Below are 19,254 nucleotides of genomic sequence, written 5' to 3'. Positions count from 1 at the left end.
AAAGCATGACCATAATGAGATATGGTCATGCTTTTTCGATTCTAATCTTACGGGAGTGAGACTAGCCGATTACTTGTTGTCTAGTTTTACGAACAACATCGTTAGGACGAAAGACAGTGCAAATACACCCACCACGCCCATCAGTGCTTGAATGAAGTTTTGCGTACCGCCTGCAAGGTAAGCTGGCAAGCTGAATACAGAAGAAAGAATGTAGCTTGTTAAGTGCGTATCGATTGTTACCGAGATAGCACCGAACACGCCTGCAGCCAAGCTCGCGGTCATCATCGCTTTGGTGTATTTCGTGAGTACACCAAATAGAGCCGGTTCCGTGATGCCTAAGATAGCGGTAACACTTGAGCCCATCGTAATTGAAGATTGCTCTTTAGAAACCGTTTTACGTTGCTTGTGCCAGATAGCCATTGTCGCGCCAGCAATTGCCATGTTACCTAAGCACATGATCGGCATAAGTAAATCCTTACCATACAGTGCAAAGTTGTTCAGGCTGATTGGCGTCATGCTGTGGTGGATACCAAATACGATGGTAATCGGGCGAGTTAGACCAAACACAAAGCCCGTTAACGTGGGAGAGATTTCCAGTAGTGAACTCATTACCCAACCTGCGCCATTACTTAGCCAGATTCCTGCAGGGCCAACAAATGATAGTGTGATGGTTGAAGTCACCGTAAAGGCAAGCAGTGGCGTAAATACTGGCTTTGCTGAAGAGGGTACCAGTCGGTCAACTAGAGGTGTCACTTTAGACAATAACCAGATTGCTAGAATCGCAGGAACAATCGCGCCGCCGTAATTAAGCAGTTCAATAGGAACCACGCCTAGCACCGTCAGCTCAGGAGCCGCGCCAGCATCTTTTAGCATCACCGCTTTATCTACTAGCTTGGGTGCTAGCATTGCAGAGGAGACAGCAAGTGCGATGTACTCGTTTACTTTGAATACCTTAGCGGCAGAGAAAGAGACCAGCATAGGCAAGAAGAAGAACACAGCGACAGAAATTGAACGGAAGAAATAAACCGTGTCTGAGGTTTCAGAGATAACGTTTGTTGCGATAAGGCCAGAAAGTAGACCCATTAACATACCTGCACCGGCAATCGCTGGAACTACTGGGCCGAAGATACCCGCGACAATGCGCATCACGCCTTGGAACAGCTTGCCTTTCTCTAACTCATCTGCAGGGTTAGCGTCAGCTTGCTGAGTATTTGATAGTGCGTTGAACCACTTCTCGACCTCAACACCGATGATGACTTGAGTTTGGCCTTGTTGAAGTACCACACCTTTCACATCTGCGATCTGCTTGATCGCTTCTTCGTCTACCAGCGCTTCGTCGGCTAATTTGAATCTCAGCCTTGTCATACAGTGCGTGATACTCACGATATTGTCTTCACCACCAAGTGCAGTGATTAATAACTGTATATTTTCTTTGAAATTTTTCTTCTTCGATGATGACTTCGAGTTATTAATAACGGCATCACTTTTTTCTACCATTTGCATACTACACCTGTTATTGGAATATATTTAACTCGAGCAATCATAACGACAACCAATTTAAATCCAACGGAGTAAAAAGAGATCTCAATCACACTTAAAATCCGAAAAATTATTTTTTCACCGTTTTTGGCCAATTGGTATGTTTTGGTTATCAAAAAAAATCACTTAACGTACCAATTATTTTTACGCAAAATTAGCGCTTGAAATGTGGTTTTTAAAGCGGTTAGATAATAGGAGTTGACTTAAGTTTAGGTTATTTAATTGTGAAAGAAACTATTATATCTGATATCCATTGTATTATTACTAAACCAGACAGACACAACCTCATTACCGTGGTAGTTGAAACGAATGAAGGCGTGACAGGGTTTGGTTGTGCGACATTCCAACAAAGACCGCTTGCTGTAAAAACAATGGTCGATGAATATTTAAAACCTATTCTTATTGGTAAAAACGCCAATAATATTGAAGACTTATGGCAAATGATGATGGTCAACGCTTATTGGCGAAATGGCCCTGTTATCAATAATGCAATTTCCGGTGTTGATATGGCACTGTGGGATATTAAAGCCAAATTGGCGGGTATGCCGTTACACCAGTTATTTGGTGGTAAGTCTCGTGATGCTATTCCTGTATACACACACGCGACGAGCGACACGATGGAAGGGATTTATGAGCTGGTGGAATCTTTCCTAGACAAAGGCTACAAGCACATTCGTTGTCAGCTTGGTTTCTATGGCGGCGTTCCAACGGATTTGCATACCACTCAAAACCCGACTGAAGGTTCGTACTACGACCAAGATCAGTACATGGACAATACTCTAACGATGTTTAAGTCGCTGAGAGAGAAATATGGTAACCAATTCCATATTCTTCATGATGTTCATGAGCGCCTATTCCCGAACCAAGCGATACAATTTGCGAAGGAAGTCGAGCAATATAAGCCGTATTTCATTGAAGATATTCTGCCGCCAAATCAAACGGAATGGTTGGATAATATTCGCAGCCAGAGCTCAGTTTCATTAGGTTTAGGGGAGTTATTTAATAACCCTGAAGAGTGGAAATCATTGATTGCTAACCGCCGCATTGATTTCATTCGTTGCCATGTTTCACAGATTGGTGGTATTACGCCTGCTCTGAAACTTGGTCACTTATGTCAGAATTTCGGTGTTCGTATTGCATGGCACTGCCCGCCAGATATGACGCCAATTGGCGCAGCGGTAAACACGCATTTGAATGTGCATTTACACAATGCTGCCATTCAAGAACATGTCGAGTACAACGAGAATACACACAAGGTATTCCCGAACGCTGCAGAGCCAATTAATGGCTACTTATACGCTTCTGAAATCGCAGGTATTGGTGTTGAAATCGACCGAGAGGTTGCAGCCGAGTTCCCTGTTATGTATCGCCCCCACGAGTGGACTCAAAGTCGCCTTCCTGATGGCGCGATTCATACCCCTTAACTCGTATTTTTAATATCAAATGGTCGCTATAAGCGGCCATTTTCTTATTTAATATACTTACCAGATATTACGTATTATCTGGTAAGTATATTTCTAGTATCATTAAATTAATAATATTAGTAGCTAATCTATAGAGTAATTAACTTATATCTATAAAAATTAACCATATTAAATCGAATTAAAAGGTTACTTCTTATCTCGGAAGCTCATGCTCTCATTGTTAAAAGGAGTGTGATAGGTGCATTGATATTTGATGTCGATGATATCGCTGACGATGAATAGATCCCCCGATGCTAAGAAACCTCGGTTGGTGATATTCATCGCCGCCGCATTTTTTTTGCAGCCGAGCAACTCCGCATCTTCTTTAGAAACATTGATCGCTTGATACGTCGTTAAGTAGCTATCGATCTGAAGGCCTTTCGCTAGCGCATGTTTCTGGATTGAGCTTTCAATGATCTCGGCATTCATCTCTGGGAAGACGCTGACAGGGATCTTGGCTTCTTCAATCTGAACTACTTTGTTGTTAATCAATCGAAGACGTCTAATTTTCCAAATGTAGTCATTGTCGTCTAAAGAAAAAATCTGCTGTTCGTGGTTATCGGGTAGCGCTTTATTCAGTTGGAGCTTTTTATAAGAGATCTCTTCAAAACTGTTTTCAGTAATGGAGTTGTACACCAGTGGTGTACCAATGAGAGAAGTGTTGACGAAGTAACCAGAACCCACCTTAGATTTCACCATGCCAATAGTCTCTAGCTTGGCTAGCGCTTTTCGAATAGTAAATCGAGATAACCCATATATTTCAGAGAGTTCTCTTTCCGCGGGAAGCTTATGATTGATACTGTTTTGACAGATCTTGCTCACAATATCTTGGACAACTAACTCGTACTTTTTCATAGATCAATAACTTTAAAGTGTATTCACTGTGACTAAAGAATAGTGAACTAAATCAGGGATTCAGTACGCTCTGAATGACTCATAATTGTAACATAGAAGGTTAAGTGGGTGATGATAAATAGGGTTAGTTAGGGGTACTAGTGACCACCTTTTGCGCTGACTTGATTACATCTTGTGATTCTAGTCCTCATTTTGTAAAACAAGATTATGAACTTTAACGTGCGGCATTTAATGTCTGTGTTGTTGCTATTTTAAGTGACTAATTCAGGAGTAGGGTATGAGTTCGAATCAAATCAAAATGTCGTATTTGATGTGGGTAATGTGATTGTGCGTTGGTCGCCGCTGGAAATTACTCAACTAACGTTTGGTAACATTGCCGACCCTGAAGCCCGAGCGCTTTCGATTTTCCAAAGTGCGATTTGGTCGGATTTGAACAAAGGGTTCTTAACCGAAAATGAAGCCAAACTTCGCTACCAACAAGAGCTCGATTTATCTTCATTAGAGTGCGACCGCCTGTTTTATTACGTTAAGAAAACGCAGATCTTATTGCATGGTTCTGTCGACCTTATCGAGCGCGTAAAGCGTGCTGGGTATGGTGTGTATGCACTTACCGACAACGTGGTCGAGATTGTTGAACACCTAAAAGCCACCTACGAATTTTGGCCTTTGTTTGATGGCGCAGCCGTATCCGCTGAACTTGGCATGCTTAAACCGCAGCCTGAGATTTACCAAGCGTTGCTTTCAAATAATGGACTGGAGGCTTCAGAAACGGTGTTCATTGATGATATGCCTTACAACGTAGAAGGAGCAAAAGCCGTAGGTATGGCGGGTATTCAGTTTATCGATGCCGTTCAGTGTGAAAACAGCTTGCAGGCGCTTGGCGTTAATTTATTAGATTGACACCTTGGCGAGTGAGTTAAATTTGAGGGTGTAGAAAATGAAAAGATACCCACCTAAGTCTATCGTTGCATTCTTGTTTTTGACTATATCAGCGCTGGTTTTAGTTGCGGCTGTCGTGCTTCAAATTCGCGGTGAACAAGCGTGCGATAAAACAACGCTGATAATTAGATTAAGAGCCATGCTATTGAAACATCGCTCTTTTTTAGATTTGGATACGCGCTTTCTTGTTTAATCGCGAGTTTGTTCGGCATTCAAATGCCGAATCAACTTGGCTGGAGTGCCGCCGTACAGGCAATCTGGTGGTACATCACTGTTAACCACTGAGTTCGCTGCGATAACAGAGCGAGCGCCAATCGTAACGCCTTGGTTGATGACTGAGTTTCCACCAATCCACACATCGTCTTCGACTGTGATAGGTAGGCAGAAAGTTTCCCACTTACGGCGGCTGAGATAATCCAGTGAGTGGGAGGCTGTGTAAAACTGGGCACTTGGCCCTATCAATACATTGTTACCAATCTTGATATTCGCGCCATCAAGCATCACCACGTTCATGTTGATAAAGGTGTCGTCACCGATCTCGATGGTTTTGCCAAACTCGCAATGAAAAGGAGGACGGACAACGCTGCTTCCTACTTTACCAAACAGATTAGCCTGAAGACTTGGCAGTTGAGTATCGTCTGAACATTGATTCAAGTCTGATAGCGCCTTGCTGGCGTGAGTGCGCATGTGGTCTACCTCATGGTCTGCGCCATCAAAAATCTCGCCGGACAGCATTTTCTCGAGTTCTGTTTTCATTGTTTGCATCCCATTCGTCAACATCGATATTAGAATACGGATAATTGGACATAAAAAAAGAGAAAAGCCTAAGCCTTTCTCTTCCTGTTTTTCTACTTAGCAATCAAGATTGCTCAAATTAGATTTGCTCAACGAAACCCATTAGGTGCTGTTTCACTTCGTCTGAAGCAAAAGCGCTCTCTACAGAGTACTTGTAGATCTCTGCGTAGTCTTCTTGTGTTAGACCGAACGTTTCACATACACGTTTCACTTCGTTAGTCATGGTTGTGTTCGACACAGTGCGGTTGTCTGTGTTGATCGTTACAACGATGCCGTCTTTCTTGAATTCAGCAATTGGGTGGTCGCTGAATTTGTGAATACATTTAGTTTGCACGTTACTTGTTGGGCAAGTTTCAAGCGCAACCTGCTTCTCTTTAACGATGTTGTACGCGTCTTCGTTACCTTGGATGTGGACACCGTGGCCGATACGCTCAGCGTCAAGCAGTGTGACTGCATCGTAAACGTTCTGACCATGCCATTGCTCACCTGCGTGAACCGTCACACGGTAGCCTTGTTCAATAGCGTATTGCGTGTACTCAGGGAATTCAGCGCAGAAGCCCGGCTTTTCACCGCCTGCAATATCAAACGCAACCACGCCTTTACCAAGGTATGGTTTACCAGCGTCGATTACATCTTTGATTGAGTCTTTCGGGAACATACGAAGTACAGACATGATGTAGTTGCCCTCAATGTCGTATTTCTCTTCTGCACGCTTCATGCCTTTAACCGCACTTGCGATGATTGCATCAAGAGACAAGCCCTTGTTTACGTGAAGAATCGGTGCAAAACGAACTTCTAGGTACTTAACGTTTTCTAGTGCTGCGTCTTCGTAAAGCTCAAAAGAGATACGCTCAATCGCTTCTTCCGTTTGCATCACTTGCAGTGGCAGGCTAAAGCAAGCTAGGTACTCATCAAGGTTTTTGCAATCTTCAGGCACTGTTAGAGACTTTACTACCGCTTCACGGTCTTCTGGAAGTTCGATTCCGTACTGTTTCGCCAGATCAATAATGGTGTCTGGACGAACACTTCCGTCTAGGTGGCAGTGCAGATCAATCTTAGGGAGTGCTAGAAAGTTCATGAGTATTCCTTAGGTCTATTATTTTTTGAGTTATTAACTCATAGGTTACATGGGCTTAAATTAACAAGTTTGTGATATGATTTAAAGTGACATAAAGTCATCATTAATCTGAATCTAAGGAATATCATGGTAGATGTTAAAAGCTTACTCAAATGTGATATGAATTTACTGCTGTGTTTACACGTGTTGCTTGAAGAGCGCAGCGTGAGCAAAACGGCAGAGCGATTGTTCCTTAGTCAGTCTGCGGTGAGTAAACAACTCACTAAGCTGCGTTCTTTGTTTGACGACCCTTTGTTTGAACGTGAGTCAAAAGGCCTGTTTCCAACACCGAAAGCCACCTCTTTAGCGCCTAAAATTCATCAAATCCTTCTGCAAGTTGAACAGCTAACCGTGCCGGACATTTTTGAGCCGAAAGACAGCGAACGTACTTTTAATATCGATCTTGTTGAAACCGCTTATACCGCGATTTACCCTAAATTTATGCCTAACGCGCTAGCAGATGCGCCGAACATTACGGTAAACAGCACTACTTGGAGCAGCGAAACCTTTAAGCGCTTACTAAAGCGTGAGGTCGATTTCGGGATTGGAATTTTTGAGCTCGATGAAAGGGCTAGCACCCACATTCAAAATATCCCTGCCGAGCTAAACCACGTCGAGTTGCTGCAAGATTACTCTGTGTGCTTGATGCGAAATGATCACCCAGTACTTCAAGAAGAGTGGAATCTGCAAGCCTTCCTTAAATACCGTCATATTCAGTTGGTGACCGGTGGCGTTGGCGACTGGTTGCTACTGGAAATCTTGCAAGCCAAACAGCTTCAAATTAACAAAGCCGCCAACGTGTCGGACATCACCAGCGCAGTAAAGCTGTGCAAACAAAGCGATTTGCTGATGTGTTATCCGTACAACTCGGTTCGTGACTATATTGAGAGTGGCGAACTGGTGATGAAGCCGATTCCTATTGAGTTGGTTCCCGGTGGTTTGTTTTTGCTTTGGCACCGTTACTTTGATTCTGAACCAAGCCACAAATGGCTTCGCGACCTCATAGTCAATAAGACCCAAGAACCTCAGCTGTAAACCGCGAGCTACGATGATCAAAACGGCGAAATAAGTTTTTTAAATTTATTTCGTCTTTTTCGAATGAGCATTGTCTTATTACGGGTGCCAAATGCCCGCCAAGAATGAGATATCTAAATGAATCCAATGCCATCGATTCGTTGGTGTTGATTGATTAGTGCTTAATCCTGATGACAGACAGACAGACAGACAGACAGACAGACAGACAGACAGACAGAAGTAAGGCCAACGTGTATACGCTGGCCTTTTTTATGGTTCTTCGCAGATTAGCGCCAAGTTGGATAAGCGACTCGGCTTGTTGTTACGTTATGCTGGAACCTTAAAACAAGAATCTTGATTGCTGTATTTTGGTACGAAGCACAATTTGTCTGCCGACATTTTTAAGCCGTTTTGCATCTGGATATGTGTTACCGCCCAAATCACGCAGCCATGAGGCAAATTGAATAGCGAGCGAGTTTGAGTGAACAACACGCCGTCATCATAGGCTGGTGTAATGTTCGTCGCTTTGCCTTGCCACGCCTTATGAGTGGTTTGCACATCAATATTTGGAACAATCAATGAGAGCATTTCTGGCTCAACGTCTTTTACGACTTTCAAGCAGATACGACACCCATCGTAGTATTGTTCTATCCAGATTTTATGTGGAATAGCGTGATCATCCCAACCCAGTTGTAAGATATGTTCCATGACTTTGTCCTTGGTATCTAAGAAGGAAAGGCAGTGCTCAACACTGCCTGAATTAGCTCAAATATTATTCGTAACTTAAACCATGTCCGAACGGGTAAAGGGTGTCGGCTTGATCATACCCAGGGTAGTCTGAGTCTTGGTTTTGAATGGCTTGGGCACTGTTCGCTAAAGCAAATGGCAGTTTTCCTTGAGGAGCAAAGTTGCCTGAAAGTACTTCCATTAGGTTGCTGTCCGAGACACCAAATGTGGCGATCACGGCACCGGCTTGCTTAAGATTACTTTGATCGTCTAGCACGAAGGGTTGTCTAAAGTTGATGGACAATACCGTTTTGTCAGCGCCCACTTCGTTCATAACGGCTTTAATGTCGCTTAGGCTTGGTTCAATATGCCAAGATGCAGCTGTAGCCATTTCACTGAACGCAAGAATATCGAGTTCATCTGGGTTCGCGCCACCAAAGATAAGATCAGGATCTGAGCCTTCGTTAGATACGCGAACACGAATAACCGCATAGTCCGTATCGGCTGGTACTGGTGGACGCGTTTCTCCCGCTTCGTAATCTCCGGAAGTCACGGTAAAGTTGTACTTGTCGTCTCCTGCAATGTTTTCGTCCATTCCCATGACATACAGAGCAACAGGATTTTGTGCGGTTGATTCAGCTAGAGGTAAAGTCTTATTGGTATTTTGAAGTAAGACGACAGACTTTTTCTGTGCGTAATCAGCGCGTTCTTGGTACTTCTCGTTGCCTAAAATCTCTTGGGCTTTTTTCTCATCAACGTAAGTGTTTTCGAAAAGGCCAAGCTTGAATTGTTCTTCAAGTAAGCGTGTGACTGATAGGTCGACACGCTCTTCGGTAAGCAGATCTTTTTCCACGAGTTTCACGATGACTTCTTTATCATGGAAACCTGAAAGAACATCGACTCCAGCTTCGACCGCCATGGCAACCTGCTCATCAATCGTTTTGTGTTCCACACCCCATGCACGATCGCCAATAATGCCGGTATCTGAGTTCACGTTACCTGTGTAGCCCAATTCGTCTCTGAGAAGGTCGGTAACAATGCCTTTTGAGAAGGACATACCAACATCGTTTGGCATCCACTTTTGATCTACAGGGATGCCGTAGTAAGGCATGATTGAAGAAGCGCCAGCCTCAATCGCAGCAATAAACGGTTTTAGGTGGTAATCAAAATTGTTCTTTGGATAGACTTGGTTTTTACCGAAGTCATAATGTGGGTCACCACCGTTTTCTTGTGGACCGCCACCAGGGAAGTGTTTGATGGTTAGCGCGATACTGTCTTCGTTGACCTCACCGCCATCCTGCAACCCTTTGATAAGTGAGCGCATAATGTCAGACGCTAAATCTGCATCTTCGGTAAAGGTTTCGTGTACTCGGTACCAACGAGGTTCTGTCGCCAAATCCATCATGTATCCGTACATACTGCGTAGGCCAATTGAAGACCATTCTTCATTCATGATACCTGCAAATTCAGTGATTAAATCCATGTCGCGAGTGGCTGCTAAACCTGCCTCTTTAGGCCAAGCAGAAAAGGCACCTGAAGAAACGTTGATCCCTGCTTTAGCTGATGGATCTATGTGGTTACGAGCATTGGATTTGAATAGAGCGGGGATACCCATTCGCGTCTGTTCACGCAGTTCTTGAACACTATTCATGAACTGGGCAGCTTCTGTTGGGGTTATCTGACAACCTGAACGGCCTGAATCGCAATCAGGCGCATTGGTAGGTGTTTCAACTACGCTGTTACGGAAGATAAAGCGCGTCATTTGGGCATCGCCAATCATGTCTTGTCCTTTACTACTAACGAGCCCACCTTTGGACGAGTTTAAGGTGTCAATGAGCATCATGCCGGCTTTCTCATCTAGCGTCATGCGGCTAACCAAGTCTGCTGCTCGCTCTTCTGGAGATAATCGCCAGTCTTCAAAAGGCTCCAGTGTTCCATTACCGTTAGAATCTCGGAATTGGTAGCCCTCAACGTTCAATACATCATGAACACGAGAGTGAACTTGGGGTTGCTGGAAGTTATTGTCGCTATCAGATGAGTTACATCCTGCAAGAAGCAACGCGATTGCTATAGGTGTCAGGGTAAGACGCTTCATGGTCACGATCCTATTGTTAGTATAATAATAAGTACATGACCAATTTTAATAATTAACGGGTTATTGGTTAACCAAAATAAATCAAACTAAAGATTTGGATCACCATATAAATTTAATTGGTGATTTAATTCAATTTAGTATTGGAAATATATTGACGAAGTTTAAATAACGTAAACTTAACTAGATTTAATTTTTTGATATCCAATTAATCCCCCATTTAATTAGTGATGTATTACTTCCATATTTTAAATTTAGAATAAAAAATATATTGCCTATTTTATAGTTAACAATCTGCGTTGATGTAAACGATAGATAGTGACCATGTTGGTGACAATAAAGGTGATTTCGACAAAGGACCCGCCAATCGAACCAATCCAAATGTTATGGCTAGCCCAACAGAAAGAATTGAATAAGATCAAGGACCTCAATGCGATGCCTTGTCTTGAAAAGAGTGCCCATGTCGCAACGGATGAACCAACAACCGTAATAAATTCAAAGAAATGATTCATGTTGGGTAAAGTCATGCACCACATCAAGCCAATAAAGAACCACATCACTTTGCGCGATTGAGTTTTTATCGATACATAGCTGCGAATAGCATTAATAATTACGCCTATAGCCGCCACTATGGCGCCCATTAATATGAAATGGATACTCATTACAAAACAAAAGATCATCATCTGGTAGCGAAAACGCATATCATCTTTTTGCCAAAATGCCATTACACCGATACAAAAAGCCAGGCCGCCAACTCCTTGTGTTATCCAGTTTTCCATATTTAGCCTTTATTTTTAAGATGCTATCGAGCACGATTAAATATTAACTTTGAAAGAATAATGCTCAACCATAAAATAACCCTCCAAAAGGAGGGCTAGATATAACGTCAAAATGCTATTGCACTAGGTTTAATTGACTAACTTAACGGCTTCACGAGTTAAATGAGCCAGCTCTTCCCAATTGCCTTCTTCAATCAGCTTCTTATCCACCATCCAAGTACCGCCACATGCGAGCACGCGAGGTATCGCTAGGTAGTCTTTAATGTTGTTTGGGTTGATACCACCGGTCGGCATGATTTCAATATCCGTGTAAGGCGCAAGAAGTGACTTAACCATGTTGATGCCACCTGATGCTTCAGCAGGGAAGAACTTCAATGTGGTTAAGCCCATTTCTAGAGCGGCTTCTACTGTACTCGGGTTGTTGACCCCAGGAATGATATCAATACCAATCTCTTGGCAGGCTCTTACCGTGTTTGGATTAAATCCAGGAGAGACGACGAACGTTGCGCCTGCTTCTTTAGCCGCAATAGCTTGCTCACGATTGAGCACAGTGCCTGCGCCGATCAACATATCTGGTTGTGATTCACGAAGTAGACGAATAGCTTCAACTGCAGCTTCCGAACGGAATGTAATTTCTGCTGCAGGTAAACCATTTTCAGCTAACACTTTACCCAGAGGGATGATGTCTTCAGCGTTGTCGATAGCGATCACAGGGATAACTTTCAGTGTTTTCAGTTGTTGTTTGATGTTAGACATTGGTATTCCTTAAATGGCTGTGATGGCCGCTTGAGTGAGTTCTTTTGCAATAATGGCACCACGATGTTGGATAACGACGCCTGCCATGGTATTGCCGCGCTGGCATGACTTTGTTAAGTCTTCGCCCGCAAGGTAAGCCGATAAAAATCCGCCATTGAATGAGTCTCCTGCCGAGGTCGTATCAACGACATGATCAACAGGCAGGGTTGGCACCGCTAGTGGAGCCGAAGCGGCACCAGAATCTGGGTGTATGTTACTTTGAATGGTGGCATCTTGAATGAGACAGCCATCTGCACCCAGTTTGACGATGCATCGCTTAACACCCAGCGTCGTTAGACGTTCGATAGTTTGTTCTGGAGAGCTATCGCCCCAAATTAATTGTTCATCATCGAATGTGACCAACGCTAAATCCGTCAATGTATACATGGCCTGGTAGCTGTTTTTGACGGTTTGGTTTTCGTCTTGTGGCCAAAGTGCAGGGCGGAAGTTACTGTCGAAGGCAATCTCAACACCTTGTGCCTTCAACGCAACCAAGATGTTCAATAGCTCGATACGATCTTGTTCAGGCAGAATCGCTAATGTGATGCCGCTGAGAAAGACCATATCGACATTGCGCAGTGCCTGCTTTATCTGATTGAAATCTGGGTGCTGTAGCAGGTAGCGTGCAGCCGACTGGTTTCTCCAGTACAGAAAGGTACGTTCACCTGCGTCATCAAGCTGAATTAGGTATAGACCCGGAGTACGTTGGCTGTCTTGTAGAACAAGGTCCGTCGACACCCCCTCTTGTTGCCAGCGTTCTAACATTCCCTTGCTAATCGGGTCTGCGCCCAAAGCCGTGACGTAGGACACTTTTATTTCATCTTGATTGAGGTTGGCCTCGCAGCCGCGGCTTAGATAGACCGCAGCATTGAGTGTGTCCCCGCCAAACGTTTGATGTATTGAGCCGAACGGTTTGCCGTTCAGCTCGATCATGCACTCACCAATAATGGCGATATGTTTCATCGGTTACGCCCTCTCTTCGAAGTAGCGTTTTGCGTTACCAAAGCAGATGTCTTCGACCATAGGGCCAAGCAGTGACATGTCGTTTGGTACCTCGCCGTTTTCAGCCCAACGACCAAGCATGTCACACAGAATTCGGCGGAAGTATTCGTGGCGTGTGTACGACAAGAAGCTGCGAGAGTCAGTCAGCATGCCGACAAACTGGCTAAGCAGACCAAGTTGAGATAACTGTTCCATTTGGCGTTGCATGCCGTCTTTCTGATCGTTGAACCACCAACCAGAACCAAACTGAACTTTGCCCGCGATGCCGCCACCTTGGAAGTTACCAATCATGGTTGCCATCATCTCGTTATCGCGAGGGTTTAAGCAGTAAAGAATGGTGCGAGGTAACTCGTTGCTTTGATCCATTTCGTCTAACAGGTGAGCCAATTCGAAGGCAAACGTCTTATCGCTGATCGAATCAAACCCTGCATCTGCGCCTAACAGTTGGAACATGCGCGTGTTGTTATTGCGCTGAGCACCAATGTGAAGCTGCATTACCCAACCCATTGCGGCGTAGCGCTTGCCTAACCACACCTGAACCGCTGTTGAAAACTGCGCACATTCTAGATCGGTGAGCGTTTCGCCATTGAGGCGTCGAGTTAACAGGGCATCCAAATCCGATTCTGATGGAATAGGTGCGTAGCGAACCACTTCAATACCGTGGTCAGCCGCACGACAGCCATGGGCATTAAAGTGGACTAAACGCTTGTCTAGCGCACTCAACAGATCATCAAATCGACGGATCTCGATATCGGCTACTTGACCAAGTTGGCGCAGGTAATCGACAAAGGTGTCGAGTTCGATTTTGAAGGCTTTATCTGGGCGCCAGCTTGGTAACACTTGTACATCAAATGAATTGTCTTGAGCGATCGCCTTATGGTGTTCAAGAGAATCAATTGGATCGTCTGTCGTACCAGCCATCACCACATTCATCTGCTTCATGATGCCGCGAGCACTAAATTCTGGTGTCGCTAATAGCTCGTTGCCTTCGTGCCAAATTTGGTCTGCGGTTTCTGGACCAAAGAGAGTGCCAGTAATACCAAATGGGCGGCGTAGTTCTAAATGAGTCCAATGGTAAAGTGGGTTGCCCAAGGTTTGAGGGACGGTTCTAGCCCAGGCCATGAACTTATCATAATCGCTTGCGCCTCCAGTAATCAGACGCTCATCAATCCCTGCTGAACGCATACCACGCCATTTGTAGTGGTCACCTTCAAGCCAAATCTTAGACATGTTTTCGAACTGACGATCTTGAGCCACTTCTGCCGGGTTTAGATGGCAGTGATAGTCATAAATCGGCTGGTGGCTTGCGTGTTCATGGTACAAACGACGTGCAGTCTCATTCGACAGTAAAAAGTCTTCACATAAGAAATTCTTCATTGTTTGTACTCCTTATAACGCAGCCACGGTCGCAACGGCACCGTGTTCAATTAATGATTGGTACGCTGAACTTACCGCATCAATGACCTGCGGGCCTTGGCCTAGCTCGGCAGGGAAAATCGCTTCAACCGCAAGTAATGCTGGAACCACAGAAACATTGAGTCCATGCTGGTCGCAGATCTGGCGAAGTGTGTCTGCCATTGGATCGCGGACATCAATCTCATTGCCTTGCTCATCAACGCCAGATACATAGCGCATCCAGCCAGCGATGGCGGTTGCAAGCCACGAGAAATCTGAGCCTTGATCTAAATGGAATCGTAAGCTGCCACCCATACGTTGAGGGATCTTCTGGCTGCCATCCATCGCAATCTGCCACGTCTTGTGCTTCAAGCTTGGGTTAGTGAAGCGGTTGATCAGCAAGGTTGCGTAACCTTCTAAATCAGTCCCTTCAGGCATCGTTAACGAAGGTGCCTGTGATTTCATCATCATGTCAAAAGCGGCTTTTCGGTAGCCAGCATCCGTCATAGTGTCGGAAATATGGTCGTAGCCACCAAGGTATCCAAGGTAAGCAAGGAAAGAGTGACTGCCATTGAGCATACGCAGTTTCATCTCTTCGTAAGGCACCACATCTTCTACGAACTCTGCGCCAGCGACATTCCAATCTGGACGACCTGCCACAAAGTTATCTTCAATCACCCATTGGCGGAAGGGTTCACAGGCGATGCCACATGGGTCTTCACAACCAAGCAGTTCTGCAATTTCTGTCAGTGTTTCTTCTGTTGCTGCGGGTACGATACGGTCAACCATGGTGCATGGGAAGGTGACATTGGTTTCAATCCAATCACGTAATTCTGGGTCAAGCAGTTGAGCAAACTCAATGATCGCTGCTTTTGCTACATGACCGTTCTCTTGCACGTTATCGCAAGACATGACCGTGAATGGTGTTAAGCCACGTTCACGTCGAATTTTGAGCGCTTGCACAATGTAACCTAATGCTGATTTAGGTTCGCTTGGGTTAGCTAGGTCAGCGATGACTAATGGGTTATTTTTGTCGAGTTTTCCTGTCGCTGGGTCTGCGCAGTAGCCTTTCTCTGTGATGGTCATAGAAACGATAGCCACTTGAGGTTCGGCCATTTTTTCTAATACGGTTTCAATGCCGTCTAGGCTTGGGTGAAGAGATTCGGCCACTGAGCCGATCACTTTAACGTCTGTGGATTCAGCGCCTTTTTCAGCAACCGTGTAAAGGTGATCTTGCGTGCGAAGTGATTCAATTAAGTCTTCGCCTCCGAATAGGTTAATTTCGCAAATACCCCAATCAGTGCTGGTCTTGCTGAGCATTTCATTGGTGAACAACGCTTGATGCGCTCGGTGAAATGCACCGAAGCCTAGGTGCACGATACGGCTTTGGAGTGCTGAACGGTCGTAGTCAGGTCGTAGTACAGTGTTTGGCAGCGTAGAGTTAGCAACAGTCTTCATTATTCAGTTCCTTTTCCCGCCAGCGAACCAGCGGGATTTTATTATTTGATAAAGCGTTTGAGTGTTTAGCAGTCTTAGAATCTATCTGTGACCAAATTACGAACCGTAGCCCAGTACCAATTCAGGTAGGAACAAGCTCAGCTCAGGGATAAAAGTAACGGCCATTAGGGCTGCAATCAGTGCAGCATAGAATGGCAATAAAGGCTTGATGACTTTGTCGATGGCAATGTTGGCAACCGAACAACCGATGAACAGAGCACTACCTACTGGCGGTGTACAGATACCGATAGCAAGGTTGAAGGTCATCATGATGCCGAAGTGCACAGGGTCGATGCCTAGGTCTAGCGCGATTGGTAAGAAGATTGGTGTGAAGATAAGAACCGCAGGGGTCATATCCATAAAGATGCCAACAATTAACAGAATCACGTTGATAATCAGTAGGATCATTAGTGGGTCTTCAGAAACCGCGAGTAGAGCATCGGCAATCATGTAAGGTACATCGGCGTTCGCCATTGCCCAAGACATGCCCATTGATGCGCCAACCAGTAATAGAACGATAGATGTTGTTACTGCAGACTCAAGGATGATCTTTGGAATATCACCCCATTTCACTTCGCGGTAGACAAGCACAGCTAAAACAAACGTGTATACCACAGCAATTGCGGAAGCCTCAGTCGCAGTAAAGATACCGCCAATGATGCCGCCCATGATGATGCCGATCAGTGCTAAAGAAGGTGCTGCTTTTAGGAAGGTATTCCATACCATTGATGTGGAAGGACGAGCTGCGACTGGGTAGCCACGACGTTTCGCGATAATACCTGCCACCATCATGATGCTCAGGCCCATCAATAGGCCTGGGATGTAGCCTGCTAAGAACAATGCTGCAATAGAGGTACCACCAGAAACTAATGAGAACACGATCAGCGTGTTGCTGGGTGGGATAAGCAAGCCCGCAGGACATGACGTAATATTTACCGCAGCCGAGTAGTTTTCGTCATATCCATCTTTCTTTTGCAGAGGAGACATAGTGCCACCAACTGCAGCAGCCGATGCAACCGCTGAGCCTGAGATAGACCCAAACATCATGTTTGCCATCACGTTTACGTGGGCGAGTGAACCTGGTAGACGACCACCCAACACTTTCGCGAAGTTGATCAAACGCAGCGCGATGCCGCCTTGGTTCATGATGTTGCCCGCCAAAATGAAGAACGGAATTGCTAATAGTGCAAAGTTATCAAGGCCTGCCGCCATACGTTGAGCAACTACAGCAATTGCAGGCTCAAGCGGTAAGCTCATTAAGATGGTTGCTAGTGACGATAAACCAATCGCAAAAGAGACCGGTACACCGATTGTAAGCAGTACAGCGAAACTACCGAATAATGTCAGTATTACTTGCCATTCCATTGTGAAATCCTTCTATCAATCAAGTTGTGAGTCGGTGATCAAATCGTCACCTGACATTAATTGTTTAACGCGTTCGTAGGTAAATACGACTGAGTAAAAAATCATCAAAGCGCCACTAACCGGTAAGCAGAAGTAGATGTAGCCCATTTCTAAACCTAGAGCGGGAGTCAGTTGTCCCATCGCAAGTGTTTTAGCTGCAAGTTGGCTGCCACCGTGTACCAGAACGATATAAGAGAAAGAAGCGATGGCTATTTGGATAATGATTTCGTTGATTAATTTACGTTTGCCAGTCAGCTTCATCGTAAGTAGGTCGATGGCAAGGTGGCGTTTCAGACCTGTTGTGTAAGCAGCACCAATCAGGGCTACCCACATAAAGAGGTAACGAGCGAGCTCGTCGGTAACAGTACTTGGTTTGCCAATAACATAGCGGGATAGAACCTGCCATATCACGCATAGCACCAAGAAAGACGATAGAGACACTGTAAAGGCGGCCAACCCTCTATTTATGTAACTGACCAATTTATTCATGTTTATTTCCTTTCAACAAAATTGCGTATCTCATAACAATTGGTTTACCAATGTAAGAAATTGTTTCTATGTAGGGATGGGATGTTCAAAAATCTGGCTGAATCATAAGCTATTCATTTTTTGGTTGGCGTGAGCAACTTCACAAATGATTTTGGTTGACCAATTTATGGGTTTTTATTGTGACTTTGGTCAATCAATTTTAATTTCAGCTTTGACGGTTCCTTTTTTGAGCCCCAATATGAGCCCATAACAAAAAACACCCTACATTTTGGATAACCAATCCACGGAGAATAAGAATGATGATGACGCGTAAAACTTTGATTAGTGCGGTTGTCGGTGCTGCTTTGACTTTTGGAGCAACAGCTTCTGCTTATGCAGCGACAACATTGAAACTGAGCCATAACCACCCTCGTGACCATGCAGTACATGAAGCGATGACGTTTATGGCGAAAGAAGTACGTGAATTGACTGATGGTGAGGTGCGTATTCGTATTTACCCTGATGCTCAATTGGGTACACAGCGTGAATCTATGGAGCTGATGCAGAACGGCGCTTTAGATATGGTGAAAAGTAATGCTGCTGAGCTAGAAGCTTTTTCTCCTGCTTATTCATCATTCAACATGCCTTACTTATTCCGCGATCAAGCGCACTACTACAGTGTGACTGATGGTGAAGTAGGCCGTGACATTCTTAACTCTTCTCGTGATAGCGGCTTTATTGGTGTGACTTACTACGACGCTGGTGCGCGTAGCTTCTATACCAATAAGCCAATTAACACACCAGAAGATCTGAAAGGTTTGAAAGTTCGTGTTCAACCAAGCCCATCAGCAATTGCGATGGTGAAAGCGTTAGGCGGTAACCCAACGCCACTAGCTTACGGTGAGTTGTACACAGCACTGCAGCAAGGTGTCGTAGATGCGGCTGAAAATAACATTCCTTCTTTCAGCTTGAGCCGTCACAGTGAAGTGTCTAAATACTTCAGCTTAGATGAGCACACGATGGTTCCGGATGTGTTGGTTATCTCAACCAAAGCATACGATAAACTGACTGCAGAACAACAAGATGCGCTAATGAAGGCGGCAAGTGATTCATCTGAATTGATGAAAAAATTGTGGGCTGAATCGGAAGCAAAAGAGCGTGCTAAAGCCGAGAAAATGGGCGTTACTTTTGTGGAACCAGACAAGGCTGCGTTCGCACTAGCGGTTCAACCTATGTACGACGCGCTAGATAAAGCGGACCCAGAATTGAGCGCATTGATTGACCGTATTCAGGCTGTTGAATAACGAGCAAATATAGAAAAAAGAGTAATACAAAAACAAGGTGTTACTGCATTTTAAGATATAGAGGTTGACC

At 44.7% G+C, this 19,254-nt stretch carries 17 protein-coding genes and 1 pseudogene; 5 read left to right on the top strand and 13 right to left on the bottom strand.

Annotated features, from left to right (window positions below; translation table 11 throughout):
• Positions 1–69 precede the first annotated feature (69 nt).
• Positions 70–1,503 carry a PTS transporter subunit EIIC gene (locus tag AB4482_RS09405; RefSeq protein ID WP_372180827.1) on the bottom strand — a complete coding sequence of 478 codons (1,434 nt, stop codon included), beginning with the start codon at positions 1,501–1,503 and terminating at the stop codon, positions 70–72.
• A 260-nt stretch (positions 1,504–1,763) separates the two neighbouring features.
• Between AB4482_RS09405 and AB4482_RS09400 the strand changes: the two genes are divergently transcribed.
• Complete coding sequence (locus AB4482_RS09400; protein WP_004732372.1) at positions 1,764–2,963, top strand: enolase C-terminal domain-like protein; 1,200 nt, start codon at positions 1,764–1,766, stop codon at positions 2,961–2,963.
• A 186-nt stretch (positions 2,964–3,149) separates the two neighbouring features.
• Here AB4482_RS09400 and AB4482_RS09395 read toward each other — a convergent pair whose 3' ends face one another.
• Positions 3,150–3,857 carry a GntR family transcriptional regulator gene (locus AB4482_RS09395; protein WP_372180825.1) on the bottom strand — a complete coding sequence of 236 codons (708 nt, stop codon included), beginning with the start codon at positions 3,855–3,857 and terminating at the stop codon, positions 3,150–3,152.
• 277 nt (positions 3,858–4,134) lie between these two features.
• Here AB4482_RS09395 and AB4482_RS09390 point away from each other — a divergent pair.
• Both AB4482_RS09390 and AB4482_RS09385 read left to right on the top strand, forming a co-directional pair.
• A pseudogene (locus AB4482_RS09390) lies at positions 4,135–4,757 on the top strand (HAD family hydrolase).
• 37 nt (positions 4,758–4,794) lie between these two features.
• Positions 4,795–4,989, top strand: a complete 195-nt coding sequence (locus AB4482_RS09385; RefSeq protein WP_017072485.1) for a hypothetical protein — start codon at positions 4,795–4,797, stop codon at positions 4,987–4,989.
• Here the strand turns inward: AB4482_RS09385 and AB4482_RS09380 are convergent.
• A complete protein-coding gene (locus AB4482_RS09380; protein WP_102321248.1) occupies positions 4,986–5,552 on the bottom strand; it encodes a sugar O-acetyltransferase in 567 nt (188 codons plus the stop codon). The two genes, AB4482_RS09385 and AB4482_RS09380, sit on opposite strands and share 4 nt — an antisense overlap.
• A 118-nt stretch (positions 5,553–5,670) precedes the next feature.
• Positions 5,671–6,669 carry an adenosine deaminase gene (gene add / locus AB4482_RS09375; RefSeq protein ID WP_372180824.1) on the bottom strand — a complete coding sequence of 333 codons (999 nt, stop codon included), beginning with the start codon at positions 6,667–6,669 and terminating at the stop codon, positions 5,671–5,673.
• 126 nt (positions 6,670–6,795) lie between these two features.
• Between add and AB4482_RS09370 the strand changes: the two genes are divergently transcribed.
• Positions 6,796–7,743 (top strand): LysR family transcriptional regulator, encoded by a 948-nt coding sequence (locus AB4482_RS09370; protein WP_017061092.1) that lies wholly within the window; start codon positions 6,796–6,798, stop codon positions 7,741–7,743.
• Between the two features lie 306 nt (positions 7,744–8,049).
• On the opposite strand, the gene AB4482_RS09365 is transcribed toward AB4482_RS09370, so the two are convergent.
• The 9 genes from AB4482_RS09365 to AB4482_RS09325 form a co-directional block, all read right to left on the bottom strand.
• Complete coding sequence (locus AB4482_RS09365) at positions 8,050–8,430, bottom strand: hypothetical protein (RefSeq protein ID WP_017057786.1); 381 nt, start codon at positions 8,428–8,430, stop codon at positions 8,050–8,052.
• 64 nt (positions 8,431–8,494) lie between these two features.
• Positions 8,495–10,543, bottom strand: coding sequence for a glycoside hydrolase family 3 N-terminal domain-containing protein (locus AB4482_RS09360; protein WP_102398630.1), 2,049 nt, complete (start codon positions 10,541–10,543; stop codon positions 8,495–8,497).
• A gap of 272 nt (positions 10,544–10,815) precedes the next feature.
• Positions 10,816–11,319 (bottom strand): YgjV family protein, encoded by a 504-nt coding sequence (locus AB4482_RS09355; protein WP_017057788.1) that lies wholly within the window; start codon positions 11,317–11,319, stop codon positions 10,816–10,818.
• Positions 11,320–11,448: 129 nt separating this feature from the next.
• Positions 11,449–12,075 (bottom strand): bifunctional 4-hydroxy-2-oxoglutarate aldolase/2-dehydro-3-deoxy-phosphogluconate aldolase, encoded by a 627-nt coding sequence (locus AB4482_RS09350; protein ID WP_017068137.1) that lies wholly within the window; start codon positions 12,073–12,075, stop codon positions 11,449–11,451.
• A gap of 9 nt (positions 12,076–12,084) precedes the next feature.
• Positions 12,085–13,077: a sugar kinase gene (locus AB4482_RS09345; protein WP_372130854.1), complete on the bottom strand. Its 993-nt coding sequence runs from the start codon at positions 13,075–13,077 to the stop codon at positions 12,085–12,087.
• A gap of 3 nt (positions 13,078–13,080) precedes the next feature.
• On the bottom strand, positions 13,081–14,493 hold the full coding sequence (uxaC, locus tag AB4482_RS09340; RefSeq protein WP_102394443.1) for a glucuronate isomerase: 1,413 nt from the start codon (positions 14,491–14,493) through the stop codon (positions 13,081–13,083).
• Between the two features lie 12 nt (positions 14,494–14,505).
• Complete coding sequence (locus AB4482_RS09335; RefSeq protein WP_372130852.1) at positions 14,506–15,969, bottom strand: fructuronate reductase; 1,464 nt, start codon at positions 15,967–15,969, stop codon at positions 14,506–14,508.
• Positions 15,970–16,065: 96 nt separating this feature from the next.
• The gene (locus AB4482_RS09330) at positions 16,066–17,373 is read right to left on the bottom strand and encodes a TRAP transporter large permease (RefSeq protein ID WP_017068141.1); all 1,308 of its coding nucleotides are present in this window, start codon (positions 17,371–17,373) and stop codon (positions 16,066–16,068) included.
• 15 nt (positions 17,374–17,388) lie between these two features.
• Entirely contained in the window at positions 17,389–17,901 is a 513-nt protein-coding gene (locus AB4482_RS09325) for a TRAP transporter small permease (RefSeq protein ID WP_017068142.1), read from the bottom strand.
• 299 nt (positions 17,902–18,200) lie between these two features.
• On the opposite strand from AB4482_RS09325, the gene AB4482_RS09320 reads away from it, so the two are divergent.
• Positions 18,201–19,184 (top strand): TRAP transporter substrate-binding protein, encoded by a 984-nt coding sequence (locus AB4482_RS09320; protein WP_029235323.1) that lies wholly within the window; start codon positions 18,201–18,203, stop codon positions 19,182–19,184.
• The last annotated feature ends 70 nt before the right edge of the window (positions 19,185–19,254 follow it).

The organism is Vibrio sp. 10N.222.55.C7 (assembly GCF_041473335.1).
Classification (GTDB): Bacteria; Pseudomonadota; Gammaproteobacteria; order Enterobacterales; family Vibrionaceae; genus Vibrio; species Vibrio crassostreae_C.
The sequence above is the reverse complement of the archived record's forward strand: the minus strand, read 5'-3'. Positions and strand labels throughout refer to the sequence as shown.

Bases quoted from the DNA above. Each gene is read 5' to 3' on its own strand.
- AB4482_RS09405 (WP_372180827.1), bottom strand. From the start codon at position 1,503: ATGCAAATGGTAGAAAAAAGTGATGCCGTTATTAATAACTCGAAGTCA.
- AB4482_RS09395 (WP_372180825.1), bottom strand. From the start codon at position 3,857: ATGAAAAAGTACGAGTTAGTTGTCCAAGATATTGTGAGCAAGATCTGT.
- AB4482_RS09385 (WP_017072485.1), top strand. From the start codon at position 4,795: ATGAAAAGATACCCACCTAAGTCTATCGTTGCATTCTTGTTTTTGACT.
- AB4482_RS09380 (WP_102321248.1), bottom strand. From the start codon at position 5,552: ATGAAAACAGAACTCGAGAAAATGCTGTCCGGCGAGATTTTTGATGGC.
- add (WP_372180824.1), bottom strand. From the start codon at position 6,669: ATGAACTTTCTAGCACTCCCTAAGATTGATCTGCACTGCCACCTAGAC.
- AB4482_RS09370 (WP_017061092.1), top strand. From the start codon at position 6,796: ATGGTAGATGTTAAAAGCTTACTCAAATGTGATATGAATTTACTGCTG.
- AB4482_RS09365 (WP_017057786.1), bottom strand. From the start codon at position 8,430: ATGGAACATATCTTACAACTGGGTTGGGATGATCACGCTATTCCACAT.
- AB4482_RS09360 (WP_102398630.1), bottom strand. From the start codon at position 10,543: ATGAAGCGTCTTACCCTGACACCTATAGCAATCGCGTTGCTTCTTGCA.
- AB4482_RS09355 (WP_017057788.1), bottom strand. From the start codon at position 11,319: ATGGAAAACTGGATAACACAAGGAGTTGGCGGCCTGGCTTTTTGTATC.
- AB4482_RS09350 (WP_017068137.1), bottom strand. From the start codon at position 12,075: ATGTCTAACATCAAACAACAACTGAAAACACTGAAAGTTATCCCTGTG.
- AB4482_RS09345 (WP_372130854.1), bottom strand. From the start codon at position 13,077: ATGAAACATATCGCCATTATTGGTGAGTGCATGATCGAGCTGAACGGC.
- uxaC (WP_102394443.1), bottom strand. From the start codon at position 14,493: ATGAAGAATTTCTTATGTGAAGACTTTTTACTGTCGAATGAGACTGCA.
- AB4482_RS09335 (WP_372130852.1), bottom strand. From the start codon at position 15,969: ATGAAGACTGTTGCTAACTCTACGCTGCCAAACACTGTACTACGACCT.
- AB4482_RS09330 (WP_017068141.1), bottom strand. From the start codon at position 17,373: ATGGAATGGCAAGTAATACTGACATTATTCGGTAGTTTCGCTGTACTG.
- AB4482_RS09325 (WP_017068142.1), bottom strand. From the start codon at position 17,901: ATGAATAAATTGGTCAGTTACATAAATAGAGGGTTGGCCGCCTTTACA.
- AB4482_RS09320 (WP_029235323.1), top strand. From the start codon at position 18,201: ATGATGACGCGTAAAACTTTGATTAGTGCGGTTGTCGGTGCTGCTTTG.